The sequence below is a fragment of the Colwellia sp. 20A7 genome (assembly GCF_009832865.1).
GTDB lineage: Bacteria > Pseudomonadota > Gammaproteobacteria > Enterobacterales > Alteromonadaceae > Colwellia.
The window spans coordinates 2,538,731-2,559,237 of sequence record NZ_CP047130.1 but is presented as its reverse complement, the minus strand read 5'-3'; the positions used below and the strand labels follow the sequence as shown (position 1 = coordinate 2,559,237).

Here is a 20,507-nt window from a genome sequence, read left to right as displayed (position 1 = left end):
GTTCAATCGTTAATGCTAATATTTAATAGAGATATTTAGTGGTTAAAAGTAGACCAAATTGGCGCATGATCAGACGGCTTTTCTATACCGCGTAATTCATAATCAATATCTGATTCAATACATTGTTCACTTAAGCTTTGTGTTGCCAATACAACGTCAATTCGTAAACCACGATTGTCATCAAAACCCCGTGAACGATAATCAAACCAAGAGTATTTTTCAGTCTGTTCAGGGTGCAGTTGACGGAAAGTATCGGTAAAACCCCAATTCATTAATTTGGCTAACCATTCGCGCTCTTCTAATTGAAATGAACATTTTCCTGACTTTAACCAGCGCTTGCGATTCACTTCACCAATACCAATATCTAAATCAAGTGGAGATATATTGATGTCACCCATCACAACAATTTTTTCATCTTTGGTGTGATGCTCATTCAAGTAAGTCATTAAGTCTTGATAAAATTTTCGCTTATAAGGGTATTTGGTTTCATGGCTAATGTTTTCACCTTGTGGAAAATAACCATTTAAGACAGTGATTTTCTCACCTTTATCGTTGGTTGTTTCTACCATAATCATGCGACGTTGAGCTTCCTCATCATCAGTAGGAAAACCTTTTTGTACCGATACTGCTTCTTTCTTACAAAGCATCGCCACACCATAATGGGCTTTTTGTCCATGAAAATAAACGTGATACCCCATAGCTTCAACCGCTTCAAGTGGGAATACTTCATCGTGAACCTTGATTTCTTGTAGGCCAATAATATCAGGTTGGTGTTTATCAATAATAGCTTGTAATTGATGAAGACGAGCGCGAAGGCCATTAATGTTAAAAGAGATAATTTTCATAAAACAGACTCAGTAAAAAATTTGTTGATTATGCTAACAGAAACCTTTTTTAAAAACTCTATTTATTGCCTGATCTTCCTATTTTTACTCAAAGAGGTTTATTTCCAATATTTTTGTAATAGATTGTTACCGATTTAGTTTTTTAAGCTATTGAGCTTTTTCGTATTATTGTTATAAACTGATGGCATAAGTTATATTAAAAAATATTTTTAGAACCTTTTTTGATATAACTTATTAAATGAAATTAATAGCTTGAAATACATTAAAAATAATTACAATTAATAAAACAAATAATTAATAGAAGGGAATACTAATGCAAAGACGTGATTTTATTAAACTCACCGGTGTCGGCGTCGGCGGACTTGTGCTGCCTATGTCAGGTATGGCGGTTTCAGCAGAGCAATTATTAGACAAGCCAATGGATGTGATATTTAAGAAAAAGCTTGCTGATATTGCGCTAAATGCCGCTAAAGCGAAAGGCGCAACTTATGCCGATGTTCGTATTGGTCGGTATTTAAACCAATTTATTACAACGCAAGAAAAACGTGTTGATAACATAGTTAATACTGAGTCTGCGGGTATTGGTGTTCGTGTTATTGCAAACGGTACATGGGGTTTTGCTTCTACCTCTAATATGACACCGGATAGCGTAGCTAAAGCAGCTGAACAAGCGGTTGCCGTCGCTGTTGCTAATTCGAAGTTTCAAACGGTGCCAGTTCAATTAGCACCAGTTAAAGGGGTTGGTGATGTTACTTGGAATACACCAATCACAAAAAATGCATTTGAAGTACCTATTAAAGACAAAGTTGATTTATTGCTGTCAGTTAATGATGCAGCCATGACGAATGGTGCTAATTATATTACGTCAGTACTATTTTTGGTGAATGAGCAAAAATATTTTGCTTCTACTGATGGGTCTTATATTGATCAAGATGTACATCGTTTATGGGCACCATTCTTTGCTACCGCTATTGGCGAATCAGGCTTTAAGCAACGTACAGGCCTGGGTAATCCTGTTGGTATGGGGTTTGAGTACTTAGATGGCAAAGAAGAAGATAAAATTCGTATTTCTGGTGCTAATGTTGGTTATAAAAATTCTTACGATATACTGGAAGATGCCGCTGAAGCTGGTAAACAGCTTAAAATTAAACTGAAAGCTAAATCAGTTGAACCAGGAAAGTATGATTTAGTGTTAGACCCTGCACATTTAATGTTAACTATCCATGAATCAGTAGGTCATCCATTAGAGTTAGACCGAGTATTAGGTTATGAAGCTAACTATGCTGGAACAAGTTTTGCGACCTTAGATAAGTGGAAAAGTGGCAAGTTTAATTATGGTTCTAAAATAGTTAATTTAGTGGCGGATAAAACACAACCTTATTCATTAGGAAATGTTGGTTTTGATGATGAAGGCGTTAAAACTAAAGAATGGGATTTAGTTAAAGACGGTACGTTAGTTAATTACCAAGCTACTCGCGATCAAGTACATATGATTGACCAAAAAGAATCTCACGGTTGTTGTTATGCTCAAAGCTGGCGTGACGTGCAATTTCAACGTATGCCTAATGTCTCATTAAAACCAAACAAAAAAGATATTTCAGCAGAAGATGTAATTAAAGATGTTGAAAATGGTATTTATATCGCAGGTCGTGGTTCGTTCTCAATTGATCAACAACGTTATAACTTCCAGTTTGGTGGTCAATTATTTTATGAAATTAAAAATGGTAAAATTACCGAACAAATTGAAGACGTTGCTTATCAATCGAATACGCAGGAGTTTTGGAACAGTTGTACACAAATGGCAGGAGAATCTGATTACAGAATAGGCGGTTCTTTCTTTGATGGTAAAGGTCAACCTTCGCAAGTGAGTGCAGTGTCTCACGGTTGTCCAACGACACGTTTTAACAATATAAACGTGATTAATACCGCACGTAATGTGTAGTCGTTAATTCGATACACAAAGCAATATAATTTAAAGAAGGAATATGTAATGACTATTTTATCAGAGCAACATGCAAAAACATTGCTTACTAAAGTTTTAAAGTTTTCAAAGGCAGATGAGTGTGAATGTAATTTAGAAGGCCAAGTAGGCGGTAATATCCGTTATGCACGTAATACGGTATCTACAGCGGGTGAGCAAAGTGATTTAACACTTGCTGTTCAGTCTACTTTTGGACTACGCACTGGTATCGCAATGATTAATGAATTTGATGATGCATCAATTAAAAAAGTAGTACAGCGCTCAGAAGAGTTAGCCAAATTAGCACCAGAAAATCCAGAAAGAATGCCAGTGTTTGGTCCGCAAAAATACAGTAAACCAACAGGTTTTTTTGATTCAACTGCCAGTGTTACCCCTGATGATAGAGCGCAAGCAGCTGAAAACAGCATTAAACCATCAAAAGCGAATAAATTAGTCTCTTCCGGTTTTTTACAAGAAGGCACTAGCTTTACTGCAATTATGAATAATAAAGGGTTGTTTGCTTACGATAAATCAACCAACGTTGATTTTACCGTAACCATTAGAACTGAAGATGGTAAAGGCTCTGGTTGGGCAACGAGCGATTATAGCGATGTTAGTTTACTTGATACTAAAAAAACTTCAGATGCGGCTATTAAAAAATCATTAGGGTCGGTTGATGCTAAAGAAATGGAGCCGGGTAAATATACGGTAATTTTAGAGCCTGCCGCCAGTGTTCAACTGCTAAGTAATATGTTTGGCAGTATGGGACAGCGACCAGCAGATGAAGGCCGTAGTTTTTTAAGTAAAAAACAAATTAAAGATAGTGAAGGTAACTTGGTTGGCGCAACGAATAAATTAGGTGACAAGCTTTTTGATGAGCGAGTCCATATTTATTCAGATCCAATGCACCCTGAAGTACCAACACCGCCTTTCTCTGGTGACGGTTATAGTGTGAGTAAAACTGACTGGGTAAAAGATGGCAAAATTATCAATATGCCAAATTCTGCTTATTGGGCTAAAAAAACGGGTGTTGAATATAAACCTACAGCTTATGCGGGTTCAGGTATTTTTGGTGGTGCAGCACAGTTTATTATGGCTGGTGGTGATGAAAGTCTTGAAGAAATGATCAAAAATACACGCCGAGGCGTACTTGTTACTCGTTTATGGTATATCCGCGCTTTAGACCCACAAACCTTGCTTTATACTGGTTTAACGCGCGATGGTACTTTCTATATTGAAAACGGCAAAATTAAGTATCCAATTAAAAACTTCAGATTTAATGAAAGTCCTATCGTAATGCTGAATAATATTGAAGCATTAGGTAAGCCAGTAAGAATAAATGGCTCTATGGTACCACCCATGAAAATTCGTGATTTTACCTTTAGTAGTTTATCTGACGCGGTATAAATCTGTTTTATTATCGTAAATATGCGAATTAACTTCAAACCTTGTTTTATTGTTTGAAGTTAATTCAATTCTAGTAAGCAGAGTTTATGCTCTTTACTATCATCTTCTAATTACGCTACTTTTTTATAATGAATAGACGCTATTTTCTAAAATCACTTTCTGCTTTATCAGGTATTACCGCTTTAGGCAGTATACCTTCAGTATTATCAGCACCTTATTTTGACTTTTACTTTACCCGTTTAGGTTATGAATCAGGAGATTGGGAAGTTGATGAGCGAATGCCGGCCAATGTTTTAAACTCGTTGATTGAATACACGAGTTTACGTGTTGATATAAAAGAGCGCATTGTCCCGTTATCTGATCCCATTATGTTAACCGCACCATTTTGTTATTTAGCGGGTCATCGTTTAGTACAATTTAATCATGAAGAAAAACAAAATTTCAAACGTTATGTCGAAAATGGCGGCTTCGTTTTTGTTGACGATTGTAATCATGATATTGATGGCATGTTTGCGCGTAGCTTTGAGCAACAAATGATGGAAATTTTTGGCGAGGATTCATTAAAAAAAATACCAAATGATCACGCTATTTACTCTTCCTTTTTTAAATTTGATGGACCGCCTCGAACATCCATTGAGTTAAATGGTTGGGGAGATGATCTAGTGCATGATTATCTAAAAGCGATTGAAGTAGATGGCAGAATTGGCGTGCTTTATAGCAATAAAGATTTAGGATGCGAATGGGATTATGACTTTAGAAATAAGCGTTGGTTAAAAGTTGATAATACACGCTTTGCCGTCAATATTGTTATGTATGCAATGACAGCTTAACAGTACAACAATGGATGAAAGAATGAACGAACAAGAGATTACTGCAACATTAAATAAACTTTCTCAAGTCATCGATGAAGTTGGAAAAGTAATTGTTGGCCAAAAAACTGTGATGGAAGAATTATTAATCAGTATTTTAGCAGGCGGACACTGTTTACTCGAAGGTGTGCCCGGTTTGGCAAAAACGCTAATGGTAAGTTCGTTAGCACAAACATTAGAACTAAATTTTAATCGCGTACAATTCACACCAGACTTAATGCCGAGTGATATTATTGGTACCGAAATATTAGAAACAGACCATAGCAGTGGTGATCGTTTTTTCAAATTTCAAAAAGGGCCAGTTTTTACCAATATTTTGTTAGCGGATGAAATCAATCGTACGCCACCGAAGACTCAAGCGGCACTCCTTGAAGCAATGCAAGAAAAGTGTGTGAGCTATGCGGGTGAAAGCCACGCTTTGCCTAAACCATTTTTTGTTTTAGCAACCCAGAACCCGGTTGAACAAGCGGGCACTTTTCCTTTACCAGAAGCACAATTAGATCGTTTTTTAATGTTTATTCGTGTGGGCTACCCAACCCAAGCCGAAGAAGTAGAAATATTGAAAAGAACCACAGGTAACGCAGAATCTACCTTAACACGTGTATTAAAAGGTGAAGAATTACTCGAATTGCAACAACTTGTACGCTCAGTTGAAGTATCTGATGCCTTGCTTGATTATGTGAGTGCACTTGTTAGAACAACAAGACCCGGTTCAAGCGATAATGATCTTGTTAAGTCTGACAAAGTTAATTCGTTTGTACGTTGGGGGGCAGGACCTCGAGCAGGGCAAGCATTAGTGTTATGTGCTAAAGCTAAGGCGTTATTGTCAGGGCGTTATGCGATGACTTTAGACGATCTTATTTTTGTTGCACCTGCTGTTTTACGTCATCGAATTTTACTTAACTTTCAAGCGGAAGCTGACAATGTTTCAACAGATGATGTTATTAGTGATTTATTATTAAGCGTACCAAAACCTACTAGTCCGTTAACATAGGTTGGGTTTAAGTTATTATAATGCATGAATTTGTTGATCCAAAAACATTATCTCGAATTAAAGACCTACCTTTAGTTGCTAAAACCTTAGCACAAGGTTTTTTACATGGCCTACATACGGGTACTCAGCGAGGCGTTGGCATAGAGTTTAGCCAATACCGTGTTTATGAGCCTGGTGATGACTTGTCGCGAGTCGATTGGAAGCTATTTGCACGTTCAGATAAGTATTTTGTCAGAGAGGCTGAACGAGAAAGTGATATTAATGCTTGGTTTGTTTTAGATACCAGTGCTTCAATGTTACAAAGATCTCAGATCAGCTCAAATGAAAACTCATGGCATAAACTTGATTATGCACGGTGTTTAATCGCAACGGCTGCTTATCTTGCCCAAAAGCAAGGTGATAATGTTGGCTTTTTATCCTTAAATAACGATAATCAAACGTTTCTTCCTGCGTTATCTGGCGAACGTCATTGGCAAAAAATTCTTTTAGGATTAACGCGATTAAAAGCACAAAATTCTTTTCCTGTGCTTGAACATGTTATGAATCAATTAGGTCGTTTACAAAGTAACGGCATTATTTTTGTTATTAGTGACTTTCATCAGCAAAGTGATGAAATTGTTGAGCTGGTAGGGCAACTCAGTAATACCAGAACTGACGTTGTTACTATTCAATTAACTTGTGATGATGAGGAGCTATTTCCTTATAAAGGTGCGATTCGATTTGAAGATTTAGAAAGCAAGGAGCAAGTGTTAGTTTCTGCAAATCAAGTTAAAGAAAAGTACTATGTTGAAAAGCAAAAATATCAAACGGACTTACTGACTAGATTAACCAAAAACAAAGTGAAACACTTTATTGCTAATATAGATGAACCGCTTGATCAAACCTTATTTGATATTCTAACGATGAGAAATAAGGCTGTTATTAAATGATATTCCCTTCAATAGCCTACTGGTTTGTACAATCGCCTTGGATGCTACTTGCGCTTTTGAGTTTACTTGTACCGTTAATTATTCATTTATTCAGTAAAAGTAAGGGGAAATTAGTCCCTTTTGGTAATATTTGGTTAATTCAATTAAGTAAACCGGTAAAAATGAATGAAATACGTTTAGTTGAGCGCTTATTATTATGTTGTCGTTTACTTATGCTACTTTTTTCGGTGCTACTGTTAGCTCAACTATATTATGATGATAGAAGTAATACTGATGGCGCTACTGAAGGTAATATCTTAATTACTAATGATTGGCTAAATAATGCAACTGAAGCGGAATTAAAGACACTAGCATTAAAAGCTGAAAATGTGCCTACTTATCTTTTATCAGCAGGGGTTGAACGATTAATCGGTGATAAAATTGTTACTTGGAAAAATACGGTCACCAATACTAATAAAAGCAATTATTTAAAAGAAAGTAAGCAACAAAATACTTGGTTACTTGTTAATAACTATGCCAAAACTTTACCTAATAACGTAAATATCAAGGTTTATACTACTAATCGTTTATCACAATTTATCGGCGGTAAAGTTAATTTACCGGATAATATTACTTGGGATATTAAGCACTTATCTGAAGAAGAAATAACCGACTCAATGGAGTCATTAATCAATAAAACGCTATCAGTAGTGGTTATTAGTGATAAGAATACTAATGAATATTTATCGGCTTTAAGGGTTGCTCTTTCTATTATTCAAGCCACTAAGCTTGAGAAGTTAACCTTTAGGTTTCAACTTTCTGATGAACTTAACGATGAACTATTTCAAGATGAGCAGGGTAAAGATGATTTACCTAAAGATAACTCTCTTGAATATGAACCATCCAAAGGTGATCAGCTTCATAATAATAATAATATTACAGGCAAGTATGATTCGATTTTATATTTAAGCTCTGCGCCAATTCCTTTGTTTATTAATCAAGAAGTTCAAAAAGGAACAAGCTTAATTGCGGATATAACGCATGCGAAAGAGCCTAATGTGACTCATTTAGTGAACTGGGATGAACTTGTGACGAAAATAACGTTTCCATCAGTATTGATGTCACTATTAATAGATGAAGCAATAAAAGATTACCAAATGCAGCAACAGTTAAGCGATGAACAAATAACGAGTCAGCTTATCAATGAAAACCCTGCTATTGCATCGTCCTTAGCTAATAAAGATGATTATAAAGAACCTAATAAAGAGCACTATGCAGGTAATTATACGAAATCATTTAAAAACGAATCTATTACTCAATTATTAATCATACTGTTAGTGCTTTTCTGGTCGCTTGAGCGCTTGTTAAGTGAAAGGTTTAAAAAAACTCAGGAGCCAAGTAAGCTAAATAAAGCGTTTAACTCAGATAATGTCAGTCATTCTAGTGACATACTTATTTCTCAGACATTGAGAGGTAAGGATAATGTCTGATAATAATAACGCAGAAAATTCGATTAACGTTCAACTTAATGCTGTAGTGAAACAACTAAAAGTTAGATGGCATTGCTATACTGTGGTTAATTTTTTGCCATGGCTAATAATATTGTTAACCGTGGGGATGTATATAAACACACCTCTTATTTTACTCATCATAATAAGTATGCTAACTCTTGTTTTAATTATTTGGATAAGGATTAAATCTTCAAGTTATCAACAACTAACGTTAAATAATTTATTACAACACTTAAACCGGTTATACCCTGAACTACAAGAAAGTGCACAACTAGTCACTCGAGATGACGATTCACTTTCAATATTACAGACATTACAAAAACAAAAAACAATTAGTAGTATTGAACTTTTATTAAGCGATAAGCAGGGTGCAATTTACCCTAAAATATCTTATCAAAATAGTCTGGTGTCATGTGCTTGTGCGATGATAATTTTACTATTAATGTATTTTAGTCATCTATGGTTACCATTACTGAATGCAAGCGGGAATGACGCTATTAAGGTAACTGTTAGTAAAGATAAAACGGCAGAGACTAGCCAAACACTTTTATTGACACAGCATGAAGTCCTTATAACACCACCAAGTTACACCAAGTTACAAAGCCGCCAGCAAAATGATTTAAATGTGTCAGCTGTTGAGGGCTCAATTCTGCGTTGGCAATTAGCTTTTAATTCCACAATCGATAATGTTTTCATTGAATTTTCAGATAATAAAAAATTATATTTTACCAAAGAAAACCAAGGTTTTTATAGCCTAGAAAAAGCCGCTGATTATACAAGTGTTTATCGTTTAGGCATTCTTGTTAACGGCGTTGAGACCTTATTATCTGAGATTTATACTTTAACAATAGTTAAAGATCAAAACGCTAAAATTACTATTATTAGCCCGAATAAAACGATTACTGAAATTGCGACACAAGGTAATACTGACGTGTTAACACAGGTGAAAATAACTGATGATTATAATGTTGCTAAGGTTGAAATATTAGCTTCTATCGCCAAAGGCTCAGGTGAGTCGGTTAAGTTTAGAGATCAAACTTTTAATTTTGATTCCACTGACATTATTGACGGTGTTGATCATTATTATATTAATTGGCAGTTAGAAAAATTGGGTATGGAGCCAGGTGATGAGCTTTATTTTACTGTCAAAGCATGGGATAACCGCCAACCAAAGGCACAAATAACACGGTCAATAACAAAAATAATACGTTGGCTTGAAGATGAAGATCAGGCTGTGATGTTTGACGGTGCATTGCTTGATTTTATGCCTGAATATTTTAAAAGTCAGCGACAAATTATTATTGAAACAATTGATCTTATTAATGATAAAACAGAGTTAACTACGGAACAATTTGTTGAAAAATCAGAGTTATTAGGTATTGCTCAGCGTGAGTTGAAAGAAAAGTATGGCCAGTACTTGGGTGATGAAGTAGAAGATGGCGGCGGTAGCCATGCCATGAGTCATGAAGCAAGTGAGCAAGTTTCGAGTCTAGCGGATACTGCCACGAATCAAGATAATCATGATGAAGTAGAAGAACATCCTCACGATGAAGGTGAGCACCATGCCAGTGATGATTTTGCAATGAAAGGCTTTGGTACAGATAAGTCAGGTAGTAGTGAGGTTATTAGTCAATTTGGGCACAATCATGAAGAAGCAGATATTGGTATTATGGCACGCCAAGACCCTAAAGCTTTAATGAAACGTTCTATCACTAATATGTGGCAAGCAGAGTCGCACTTAATGTTATCAGTACCTGAAAAAGCGCTTCCTTATGAAGAAGAAGCATTAAAGTATTTAAACATGGCAAAAAAAGCAGAGCGTATTTATGTTAAACGCCTCGGGTTTGAACCACCTCCAGTGACTGAACAGCGGCGATATCAAGGTGACTTAAATGATATTTTAAGCTATCAACACCATCAAACCATAGACTTAACTGATAATGAACAAAGTCAGTTAAATAAATTTTATCGTTTATTAAATGGGTTGTTAAGTCGTGTGAACAATAAGGCGACAACGTCAAAAGAAATGTTGCTTTCTAATACAGATCGACAGCTTATTACCAATGTAAAAAATCAACTTGAAGCGTTACTTGATAAACGTCCTGTATTGATAAAGTATGTGGCTATCATAGAGCGAATATTACTCGCTAATAGTTTTGAACTTGATAATTGTCAATTGTGTATAGCTGACTTAGCCGAAAAAATTTGGCAATTACTGCCTGAGCCTAATGCAAAACCGCAGGTATTGAGAAAGCCTTACCATGCTAGAGATGCTTTAACTCAGCAGTATGCTGAATTTTTGTCGGTGCAACCATGATTTTTAATATAACGGAAAACCTACAGTTAACCCTACCAAGCCATATTATCGCTATTGAATATGCGCTTATTATGGTTAGTTTTATTATCTTAGGCATTACAATTTTTTCAGCTTATCAACGCTTAACTTATTCACGCCGTTTTGTTGGGATTGTTTTACTTAATATTTTCTCATTTTGTGCGATTATTGGCTTGATCAGTGATATAAAAATAAAAACTAAAATCGAAACTTCAGCCGTGTTATTAACTTATGGAACAAGCCAGCAACAAATTGAATCAATACCTAAGGATGATAATACACAGTTTTTTCTTTTATCTTCGCCACGTAATTGGCAAGCTTCATTAGATTTATCTACGTTAACTAAACCGTTGTTCATTGAGAATGTAGGTGAAATATTGGTGTACCAACCCTTAGTTACTCAGTTAAGTGTTTATGGCGACGGCTTGGCGTCACCAAAGTGGCAAATATTGAAGAGCTTGATTAATTCAACAACGGATAAAGACCCAAGTAAACCGCAATTTAATGTTAATTTTTACCCTTCAAGTATTCGAACTGGTCCGGTAAAACTTAACTGGCCTAAACAATTAGTACTAGGGCAACCTTTTTATATTGCTGGAACATTCAGAGCACAAAAGCAAGATGAAGAACGCATTTTTAAAATAAGTTTATCAAATGTTTATGATGAAGTTGTTGATGAATTTTTAATTAAACATAATGAACGTTTTAATTTATCGGCTTCGTTAAAAAGCCAAGGTTTATTTACTTATCAGTTGAAAGTCTTCGACGATGATCAAACGTTGCTAATGTCAGAGCCGGTATCGTTTAGTGTTACTTCAGCTGAAAAAATAAAAGTTGTTATCAAGCAGTCGGCAGCTTCCTTTGAAAGTAAACATTTAAAAAATTGGCTAGCAGAGCAGGGCGAAGAAGTATTAGTTTTTACACAAGTGAGTAAAAATAAATATATTCAACAAGTTGTTAATGCGACTACCGATGTAGAAGCTATATCTAATGTAAATAAGGCGGATAAAAGTACCATAAACATGATTGAAAAAGTGTTTACAAGCACTTGGTTGAAAGATACTGACTTACTTTATATGGATGGTCGTGCCGTTTTATCCTTAAAAAAGGAAGAAATTGAACAAGTTGAGATTGCGGTAAAAAATGGTCTAGGTTTAATTATTATTGTCGATGATGAATTACTGTTATCTTCTAATGAAGTGTTAAGTCATTCATTATTAACGCGTGTTTTTTCACAAGAATCATGGCCATTAAGTACAAAAGTGAATCAAGGGTTAACCACTATACCGCGTTGGTTACATAGCCAAGAAGAACATACTTTATCCTATACCAATGCAATTTTACCTAAAGCTAACGGTGAGGTGTTTGTTGAAGGCAATGACAGTCAAACGTTGGCGATTGCACATAATTATGGTTTAGGCACGGCGACTTTCTCATTAATTAATAGCAGTTACCAATGGCTAACATCTGATAATAAAAGTCATTATAGTCGCTATTGGCAGCATATTATTGAAAATACTGCACGTTCAGCGCAAGAATCAGGGTTTCAGAAATCACCTATAGACCAGATTTATTACCAAGGTGATACACAACAAATGTGCGCACAACTAAATGGGAATGACGTCAGTGATCTACAAGTTAAAAATATCAATTTATTACCATCAGTTGTTTTAGAGTCTGCTTATTGTGGCGTGTATTTAAGTGATCATTTAGGTTGGTATAACTTTGCTCTTACGGATGAAAAAACGGACTTTAATCAAGTCAACCTCAGTGCTCCATTACAAAATAATATACGCTTAAATAACCAATCAGTATTTGTGTATTCACAACAAAACTGGCTAACTTGGCAACAATTATTGAAGCATGAAGCGAGTCACTTAGCGCATAAAAACTCATTAAAAATAGCAAACAAAGTCAGCTACGTACCTATTGATAAATTGACGTTTTGGTGGTTATTGTTCATCAGCTCATCTTTATTGTGGTACGAAAGAAAAATATTTTAAATTTTTATTAAATTAATACTAAAGCTTTACATTTTTGGGTCGATAACTTCTTTACATAACATTATTTAACAACAACTTTTTTAAATTTTTTAACCTTAAATTTTTAATTATAGTTTTGTAAAGAAGAGATAATCCTTTGGCTGTAAACGTTGTAGATGACACAGTTAACACTAATTCGGTAGCTTCAAAGCCTTTATTGCATGAATTGCAATTAGGTGAGCAGTTAAACGAATGTGTGCATCAGTCAAGACGTTCAGACTTTTCTTTAATGTTAGCGATGCTTTGTGATGATGTTAGAGAGCAAAGCCAATTTATCCTACCAAAGTCTGCACCAATTGATGGTACGTCAACAGATATAAAAGAAGTTAACAATAAAACGTTAAGAAAACATTTTGATCTGCCAGATGAAGCACCGTTAGCATTAAAAAACATGCAACAAATTAATCGCTATAACCAAAGCCAATTGATTATTGATAATGACTTAGCTTCCTTGCACCTATCTAATGCTATATCACCAAATCCACTTGCGTTTCGTGATGATAAAAAACATATTGAGAGTAATATCTTAACTAATACGAATTTGATCTGCCAAGAAAAACATGCCAATAAACAAGAAGGGCAAGTGATGAACAAGCCGTTAAATATGGATGTTGATGGTTGGTTGAAAGCGGTTCAAAATTCAGTTGTTGAATCAAGCCTAGTTGACGTAGCTGCGTAATATACTTTCTACTTATAGTCTATCAACACATCGATTTTTCACTTCTTCGATAAGCGTAGTAATCTTAAATTTTATTTAAAAGTTGCCGTTAGTCTTTACTTCTTTAAAGGCTATTGTTCAGATAAATTAATCATCAATTTATGTTTGTTTGAACTGATTGGGCTTTAAATATTTCCTCTTGAATACACTATAATTATGCCAAAGAGAGATTCACGTATCTAGTCTCATATTTTCGCTCATCTCAAGGTGAGCAGCTCATCATTCACATTATCAGGACAATCATTCAAATGGAACTTTCAAACTTAGTCGATGAAAACTATCAAAATAACATTTAATAAATTTATTTTTATAGTTAAGTTGTCACTGTTTATGTGTCCTAGCATCTATGATTCTAATTGCTATTGAACTAAAAGATTTTACTGTTTTAGCTCTCACATATTAGTAAGGAATTTCCAGTTATTTATTGCTATGGTATGTGCAAATTGTAAATTTGTGTAGGAATCTATTTTGGAAATGAAAATTAGACGGTTAGCTAGTTCAGATAACAACGATTTATTTGAAATATATAATTTCCCATCACTTTTAGAGAACACTTCTCAGCTCCCTTTTCTCAATGCAGATATAGTTGAAAACTTATTCAATAGTCCAGATAACTATACTTTAGTTGTCGAGAGTCAATCTCGGGTTGTTGGGCATATAACTATTTTCCTGAAAAATAAAATTCGAGAGAAGCATGGGGCAAGTATAGCTATAGCTGTTCATCCTGATTCTCATGGTAAGGGAATTGGTAAAATGCTAATGCTTGAGGCAATAAATCAAGCTGATAATTGGCTTAACTTAGTGCGTTTAGAATTAGAAGTACACGTTGATAATTTAGCTGCGATATCACTTTATGAACAAGTTGGGTTTGAAATAGAAGGCACTAAAAAATTAAGTGCCTTTAAATCGGGCAAATATTTAGATGTACATATGATGTCAAGAATACGACCAGATTATCGAGCGAAGGGATAAATAGGTTAAATATAAACAATGCAAATCAAATTGTCTTTGTGTTGCTGTAACAATCACCGTTGAAGAGGTTGATCCTAAGTTTACAGTTTGTCACTGCCAATCATGTAGAACTTAGGGAGGAGGGCCATTCTTTGCGGTTAAATATGGAACTAACGTAAAAATTGAAGGTGAAGATAAAGTTAAAATGTATGAGTCATCATCTTGGGCATCCCGAGGTTTTTGTAATGAATGTGGCACTCATCTGTTTTATAAATTTAAAGCTACAGGTGAATATAATATGCCGGTAGGGATATTTCATAACTTAAAAGAGTTAGCAATGGATATGCAATATTTTAGTGATATGCGACCTAACTATTATTGTTTTTCAAATGCAACCAAAGAGGTGACTAGCGATGAGATCATGGCTTCTTTTTCAGCTAAAATATAATTAAATTTATAATGAAAATATTAAATTAAAGTGTTAAGTACAAATGATAGTTGGCTGTGATTAATGCTCATATTAGGGCTAGTAAACACTTTTCTGTTAGTGAAGAGTCAATTAACTACGTTGACATTTTATTTTTACGAATATATGATTTGTATATGAATCATATATGGAGCGTATAATGGGAATCGTGAAAATATCAGACGAATTGCATGAAGAAATTAGAAAGTCGAGCAATGTCATGTCTAGGTCTATCAATTCACAAGCAGAATTCTGGATAAAACTAGGTATGCTAGCTGAGTTAAACCCAACACTTACTTATCATGAAGTCATTAAAAAGCAATTATTGAAAGAAAAACTTACTATTGCGGAGCTTTTACATGAATAAATCAATGTTAAAAACTGATGCAGAAATTGAGTTTATGAGAGAGTCAGGCAGACTTTTAGTTCAAGTATTTAAAATGCTTGATGATTTTATCTGTGAAGGGATAACAACATTAGAGATTGATGCTAAAGTCGATAGTTATATTGTTAATGTATTACATGCTCGCCCTGCGAGTAAGGGCCAGTATGGTTATCAATATTCACTTAACTCATCGGTAAATGATGTTGTCTGTCATGGTGTACCTAATAATATCTCTCAATTAAAAAGCAAAGATATTGTAAATATTGATATTACCTTAGAGAAAAATGGTTATATCAGTGATTCAAGCAAAATGTATGTACTTAGCACCGCTAGTCCTGAAGCTAAACGTTTAGTTAAAACAACGTATGAAGCTATGTGGAAAGGTATTCAGGTAGTAAAACCAAAAGCAACACTGGGTGATGTTGGTCATGCGATACAAAAACATGCCGAAGCTTCTGGTTATAGTGTCGTTCGAGAATATTGTGGTCATGGAATCGGTAAAGAAATGCACGAAGCTCCTCAAGTACTTCACTATGGAACACCACATACAGGCTTAGTGCTTGAAGCGGGAATGACATTTACCATAGAGCCAATGATTAATCAGGGTTCGCAAAAAGTAAAAATTAAAAATGATGGCTGGACCGTAGTGACTAAAGATAAGAAACTATCTGCACAATGGGAACATACTATTTTAGTGACAGAGACTGGTTTTGAAGTATTAACGCTTCGAGATGAAGAAAAAGCGGCTTAACAAATTATGTAAAATGTGAAAAGCGTTGGCTCTTGCTTAGTCGTTGTTTGTTATAACTAATTATCCTTGCTATTTTATGGAGTATATAGCCAATATGGAGCACAAATGATTATCCAAGTTTTTAGACCAAAGCAGCTTGCAGATATGGTGCGAGACTATAAGTTATTTGCAGATGGTGTAGAGGTAGCAACAATTACAAGAGGGTCTGTACAATCGATTGAAATTCCCGATGATACTAAAAACCTTCAGGCAAAAATTGATTGGTGTTCAAGTCAAGCTTTTCCGGTACACGCTATAACTGAAAATGGCATTGCTATTAAAAATTCCTTTGCGAGTAATATAATAACATTGCTTTTATTACCCTTGTATTACATTACTTTCGGTAAAGGTAAGTATTTAAAAATTGAATCTGGCATGTCACATTGATATTTGGCTAAGTGAGAAACTGTATAGTTTCGTTATATTGTTAACGTATTTTGAGAGGTCGCATGAAAACAATTGGTCTTTTAGGTGGTATGAGTTGGGAAAGCTCAGTTGGATATTATCGAAAGATTAATGAAGGCGTTAAAGAGGCTTTAGGAGGCCTGCATTCTGCAAAAATTGCTATGTATAGTGTTGATTTTGATTCCATTGAGAAGTTACAACACACTGGTGATTGGGACGGTACTGCAAAAATACTCTCACAAGCTGCTATTAATGTTCAATGTGCTGGTGCCGATTTTTTACTTATTTGCACAAATACCATGCATAAAGTTGCTCCCCAGATAGAAGAAGCGATTAATATCCCTTTATTGCATATAGCTGATGCTACCGCTGAAGTTTTGGTTAAAAAAGGAATTAAAACGGTTGGCCTATTAGGCACGGCTTTTACTATGGAGCAAGATTTCTACAAAGGGCGACTAAAAGATAATTATGGTTTAACTGTGTTAGTTCCTGATGAAACAGATAGAAAAATTATTCATCATGTTATTTATAAAGAACTTTGCCTTGGAAATACCATTTCATCTTCTAAAGATGAATATCTCAGAATTATTAACTCTTTAGCTAATCGTGGCGCCGAGGCGGTAATTCTTGGCTGTACTGAAATTGGTATGTTAATCGAGCAAAGTGATACAAATGTTACCTTGCTAGATACTACCGCTATTCATGCTCAAAAAGCAGTCGAATGGGCAATTGAATAATAAGTAACCTGAGCTCGGCTTAATATATTCTTCTCTAACAGTTACTTTTACTTGCTTCATCGTTAAATTTACTTGCAATAGACTAGCTATTGATGCGAAATTTGTCTTGAAGAAAGAAAAACTATCAAGCTAGAGTAAAAGTTAAATTTTATTAGTAATTATTTCAATGGATTAAAAACATCTTAAACCGAGTTCAGGTTAAGTAGATAAGAAAATTTAACATAGTGAAAGCGTTTTATTGAGTGTTACATTTAAACCACTAATTTAGCCTATTTTGGCTGTAAAATATATTAAGGTAATTGCTATGATTTCGTGGCCATGCATGTTGAAACTTGATGGTGATGATGAACTTATTTACTTAGATTCATTTGAAAAATTCAGTTTAGAGTGTAGTGCACTTATTTTTACTGATGATGATTATGTAATAGATGCATCAGGTAACTGCTACCTAATGAAGTCTACTTCAGGGAAGCTTGATTTAATTGCACAAGACAAAACTTTGTCAACCAACGAAGCTGTAAACTTGATCCGGGCGCATGAATTCAACAAGGTCTCAGTTTGTCTTACGAAAATCAATTTTTTAACCGTTTCTGAAGCGATACATTCATTAAATTATTAACTTCAATAAGCTTATTTTTTTAAACAAATAGAAGCTAGCGATAATCACTATTTGTTGATATAACGAGTTACTTTAACCACTACGCAAGGCTATACCCCAAAGAGGTTATTACGAGATGCCAGAGCCTGATCTGCTAAAAATAAAAACATTCTTAATACCAAAAGATTTAAACCAATGGCTTAAGGCTAATCACGCGTCTGAAAGCGAACTTTGGGTTAAGGTATATAAGAAAAACACGGGTATTTTGAGTGTCACTTGGAATGATATCGTGATCGAGGCGCTATGTTGGGGTTGGATTGATGGTGTTAAAAAATCAATTGATGCGCAAGCTTATCTTCAACGTATTACGCCAAGAACCGCACGAAGTAACTGGTCTAAGAGGAATACCGAGCATGCAGAACGTTTGATACGTGAAAACTTAATGATGGAGCCAGGTCTTGTGCATATTCGCGCGGCAAAAGCGGATGGTCGTTGGGAAAATGCTTATGTTGTCAGTGAAATAGAAGTTCCCACCGATTTTCTAGTTGCACTAGATCGTAACCCAAGCGCAAAAATATTTTTTGAAAAACTAACTAAATCAAGTCGCTATGTTATAGCTCATGGTTTAATAAGTGCGAAAAAAACCGAAACTAGATCAAGGCGTTTTATAAAATTTATTAATATGTTAATTAATGAAGAGAAGCCCAAATAAGTTAGATGTAATATTGCAAAAAAATCAGAGTAAATCATTTAGCAGTGTTTAGGCGCTAAGGAATAATATTGAGTAAAGTTGTTATTTTTGGTAATTCAGGATCGGGGAAATCAACGCTCGCAAAACAGTTAGCGTTACACGATGATCTTGCTCATTTAGATTTAGACACTATTGCTTGGAAACCGACTACACCACCAGAGCGACTGCCTATTACCGAGTCGAGTACATTGCTTTATGACTTTTTAATAACCCACAATAACTGGGTAATTGAAGGTTGTTATGCCGACTTATTAGCACTTGTCATTGAGCAAGCAGACGAAATTATTTTTCTAAACTTACCTGTTTCTTCTTGCATAAAAAATGCTAAAGCTCGGCCTTGGGAGCCACATAAATATGAAAGTAAGGCAGCTCAAGATGCCAATTTGGCAATGCTGGTGAATTGGATTTCACAATACGCTGATCGAGCCGATACCTTTTCAAAAGTTGCACATGAAAAGTTATATCACGACTTTAAAGGTAAGAAGCGAATGCATTTTTCAAACAAGTAAGGTGTATAACAAATTATTGCAAAGTAAAAGTGATTTACAGTTTTACTCTGTAATATAGTAGCTAATTATATTTCTTTCAACGGGAAATCAGATAGTTAGTGTAGTTAATATAAATAGGAATATTTGTGAAAAAAGAAATTGATAAGCTCGCTTGGTTATACATTCAAGACGGAAAACTACTAAGTGCTCGCTCAAAAGATAAACTGCTGTTTTATATTCCTGGCGGTAAACGAGAAGCGGGGGAGTCTGATGAGCAAGCACTTACACGTGAAATTAAAGAAGAAATATCGGTAGATTTAATGCCAAATTCGATTCAATATGCAAAAACGTTTAAAGCTCAAGCGGACGGTAAAAATAACGATACTGTTGTTAAACTAACGTGTTATTTTGCTGATTTCCAAGGTGAACTTTGTCCAGATGCAGAAATAGAAGAAATAGGTTTTATTGACTATCAAGATAAACATCTTTGTTCACTTGGAACTATTAAAGTGATGGATTGGCTTAAGAGTAAAGGTTTACTACATTAATTTTATACCTTGATTGAATACTAGCTAAAAACACCACTAAAGGATAACCAAAAAGTTATGAATAATGCCACTTCGCACTTAACTAAAGCACAAGTTATTGAAAAGTTATCGTTAGAACATCATTTTGAAGGAGGGTATTTTCGTCAGACATTTAAGGCCAACCATAGAGATAAAGTAAGTACTGTGCGTGGCGAAAGAACAACAATGTCGGCAATATTTTATATGTTGACCGAAGATAATCATATTGATCATTTTCATACCAAGTATTCGGATGGTATTGAGTTTTATCATATGGGATCCCCAATTACCTACCATATGATTTACCCTGATGGGCGTTATGAAAAAGTTGTCGTTGGCCCAGATATATTCAATGGTCAGCAGTTACAACTTGCCGTTCCTGGTGGCACTTATAAAGCTGCAGAGCTAACTTCTGGTTCATATGGTTTAGTAAGCGAAGCTGTTGCGCCTGGTTGGGAACAAGAAGATATGATTGAGGTTAGCCGAGAAGAATTACTCAATAAGTTCCCTCAACATAAAGTTGTTATTGACCGTTTAGCAAATAAAAAATAGTTAGGCTGTATATTTAAGTAAAAATAAAATAGTAGCTATGTCACTGGTATTATTTTTTATAACGAAGAAATAATCCAGATGGCAGCAAGCAGAATACATCTTAACTCTTCGCATACTCATGTGTTCTATTAAGCGCTCATTTTCACTTATAATTAATTTAATTTATTTTGGTTTAGCTGTAACTATTATCTTTGGTAAATGTATGGGGTGTATTGACAATAAATATAAT

20 protein-coding genes and 1 pseudogene are annotated in these 20,507 nt (G+C 34.9%); 20 read left to right on the top strand and 1 reads right to left on the bottom strand.

The features are described from left to right. Positions 1-35 precede the first annotated feature (35 nt). Positions 36-845 (bottom strand): exodeoxyribonuclease III, encoded by an 810-nt coding sequence (gene xthA / locus GQS55_RS11130; RefSeq protein ID WP_159820596.1) that lies wholly within the window; start codon positions 843-845, stop codon positions 36-38. A 313-nt stretch (positions 846-1,158) separates the two neighbouring features. Here xthA and GQS55_RS11125 point away from each other — a divergent pair, with 313 nt between their 5' ends. The 20 genes and pseudogenes from GQS55_RS11125 to GQS55_RS11030 all read left to right on the top strand — a co-directional run bounded on the left by GQS55_RS11125 (position 1,159) and on the right by GQS55_RS11030 (position 20,278). Further along, complete coding sequence (locus tag GQS55_RS11125; RefSeq protein WP_159820595.1) at positions 1,159-2,787, top strand: TldD/PmbA family protein; 1,629 nt, start codon at positions 1,159-1,161, stop codon at positions 2,785-2,787. A gap of 48 nt (positions 2,788-2,835) precedes the next feature. Further along, positions 2,836-4,212: a TldD/PmbA family protein gene (locus GQS55_RS11120; RefSeq protein WP_159820594.1), complete on the top strand. Its 1,377-nt coding sequence runs from the start codon at positions 2,836-2,838 to the stop codon at positions 4,210-4,212. Between the two features lie 128 nt (positions 4,213-4,340). Beyond that, complete coding sequence (locus GQS55_RS11115) at positions 4,341-5,042, top strand: DUF4159 domain-containing protein (protein WP_159820593.1); 702 nt, start codon at positions 4,341-4,343, stop codon at positions 5,040-5,042. 22 nt (positions 5,043-5,064) lie between these two features. After that, positions 5,065-6,075, top strand: a complete 1,011-nt coding sequence (locus GQS55_RS11110) for an AAA family ATPase (protein ID WP_159820592.1) — start codon at positions 5,065-5,067, stop codon at positions 6,073-6,075. Between the two features lie 20 nt (positions 6,076-6,095). Beyond that, positions 6,096-7,004: a DUF58 domain-containing protein gene (locus tag GQS55_RS11105; protein WP_159820591.1), complete on the top strand. Its 909-nt coding sequence runs from the start codon at positions 6,096-6,098 to the stop codon at positions 7,002-7,004. Further along, positions 7,001-8,473, top strand: coding sequence for a BatA domain-containing protein (locus GQS55_RS11100; protein ID WP_159820590.1), 1,473 nt, complete (start codon positions 7,001-7,003; stop codon positions 8,471-8,473). The genes GQS55_RS11105 and GQS55_RS11100 overlap by 4 nt, the downstream gene beginning before the upstream one ends. Beyond that, the gene (locus GQS55_RS11095; protein ID WP_159820589.1) at positions 8,466-10,811 is read left to right on the top strand and encodes a hypothetical protein; all 2,346 of its coding nucleotides are present in this window, start codon (positions 8,466-8,468) and stop codon (positions 10,809-10,811) included. Before GQS55_RS11100 ends, GQS55_RS11095 begins: the two co-directional genes overlap by 8 nt. Continuing rightward, positions 10,808-12,832, top strand: a complete 2,025-nt coding sequence (locus GQS55_RS11090) for a hypothetical protein (RefSeq protein ID WP_159820588.1) — start codon at positions 10,808-10,810, stop codon at positions 12,830-12,832. Before GQS55_RS11095 ends, GQS55_RS11090 begins: the two co-directional genes overlap by 4 nt. A 136-nt stretch (positions 12,833-12,968) precedes the next feature. Further along, positions 12,969-13,550 (top strand): VC2046/SO_2500 family protein, encoded by a 582-nt coding sequence (locus GQS55_RS11085; RefSeq protein WP_159820587.1) that lies wholly within the window; start codon positions 12,969-12,971, stop codon positions 13,548-13,550. A 513-nt stretch (positions 13,551-14,063) separates the two neighbouring features. Further along, positions 14,064-14,561, top strand: coding sequence for a GNAT family N-acetyltransferase (locus tag GQS55_RS11080; protein WP_201294671.1), 498 nt, complete (start codon positions 14,064-14,066; stop codon positions 14,559-14,561). 52 nt (positions 14,562-14,613) lie between these two features. Continuing rightward, positions 14,614-14,988 (top strand): annotated as a pseudogene (locus GQS55_RS11075) (GFA family protein). A 178-nt stretch (positions 14,989-15,166) separates the two neighbouring features. After that, complete coding sequence (locus tag GQS55_RS11070; protein WP_159820585.1) at positions 15,167-15,373, top strand: ParD-like family protein; 207 nt, start codon at positions 15,167-15,169, stop codon at positions 15,371-15,373. Beyond that, positions 15,366-16,142: a type I methionyl aminopeptidase gene (gene map / locus GQS55_RS11065; protein WP_159820584.1), complete on the top strand. Its 777-nt coding sequence runs from the start codon at positions 15,366-15,368 to the stop codon at positions 16,140-16,142. Before GQS55_RS11070 ends, map begins: the two co-directional genes overlap by 8 nt. A 105-nt stretch (positions 16,143-16,247) precedes the next feature. Beyond that, positions 16,248-16,568, top strand: coding sequence for a hypothetical protein (locus tag GQS55_RS11060; RefSeq protein WP_159820583.1), 321 nt, complete (start codon positions 16,248-16,250; stop codon positions 16,566-16,568). Between the two features lie 62 nt (positions 16,569-16,630). Next, the gene (locus tag GQS55_RS11055) at positions 16,631-17,323 is read left to right on the top strand and encodes an aspartate/glutamate racemase family protein (protein ID WP_159820582.1); all 693 of its coding nucleotides are present in this window, start codon (positions 16,631-16,633) and stop codon (positions 17,321-17,323) included. A 304-nt stretch (positions 17,324-17,627) separates the two neighbouring features. After that, positions 17,628-17,942, top strand: a complete 315-nt coding sequence (locus GQS55_RS11050) for a DUF4144 family protein (RefSeq protein ID WP_159820580.1) — start codon at positions 17,628-17,630, stop codon at positions 17,940-17,942. A 115-nt stretch (positions 17,943-18,057) separates the two neighbouring features. Beyond that, positions 18,058-18,633, top strand: a complete 576-nt coding sequence (locus GQS55_RS11045) for a YdeI/OmpD-associated family protein (protein WP_159820578.1) — start codon at positions 18,058-18,060, stop codon at positions 18,631-18,633. Between the two features lie 68 nt (positions 18,634-18,701). Then, positions 18,702-19,181: a shikimate kinase gene (locus GQS55_RS11040; protein WP_159820576.1), complete on the top strand. Its 480-nt coding sequence runs from the start codon at positions 18,702-18,704 to the stop codon at positions 19,179-19,181. 125 nt (positions 19,182-19,306) lie between these two features. Next, a complete protein-coding gene (locus tag GQS55_RS11035) occupies positions 19,307-19,708 on the top strand; it encodes an NUDIX hydrolase (protein ID WP_159820574.1) in 402 nt (133 codons plus the stop codon). A 57-nt stretch (positions 19,709-19,765) separates the two neighbouring features. Then, positions 19,766-20,278 (top strand): cupin domain-containing protein, encoded by a 513-nt coding sequence (locus GQS55_RS11030; RefSeq protein ID WP_159820572.1) that lies wholly within the window; start codon positions 19,766-19,768, stop codon positions 20,276-20,278. Positions 20,279-20,507: the final 229 nt, after the last annotated feature.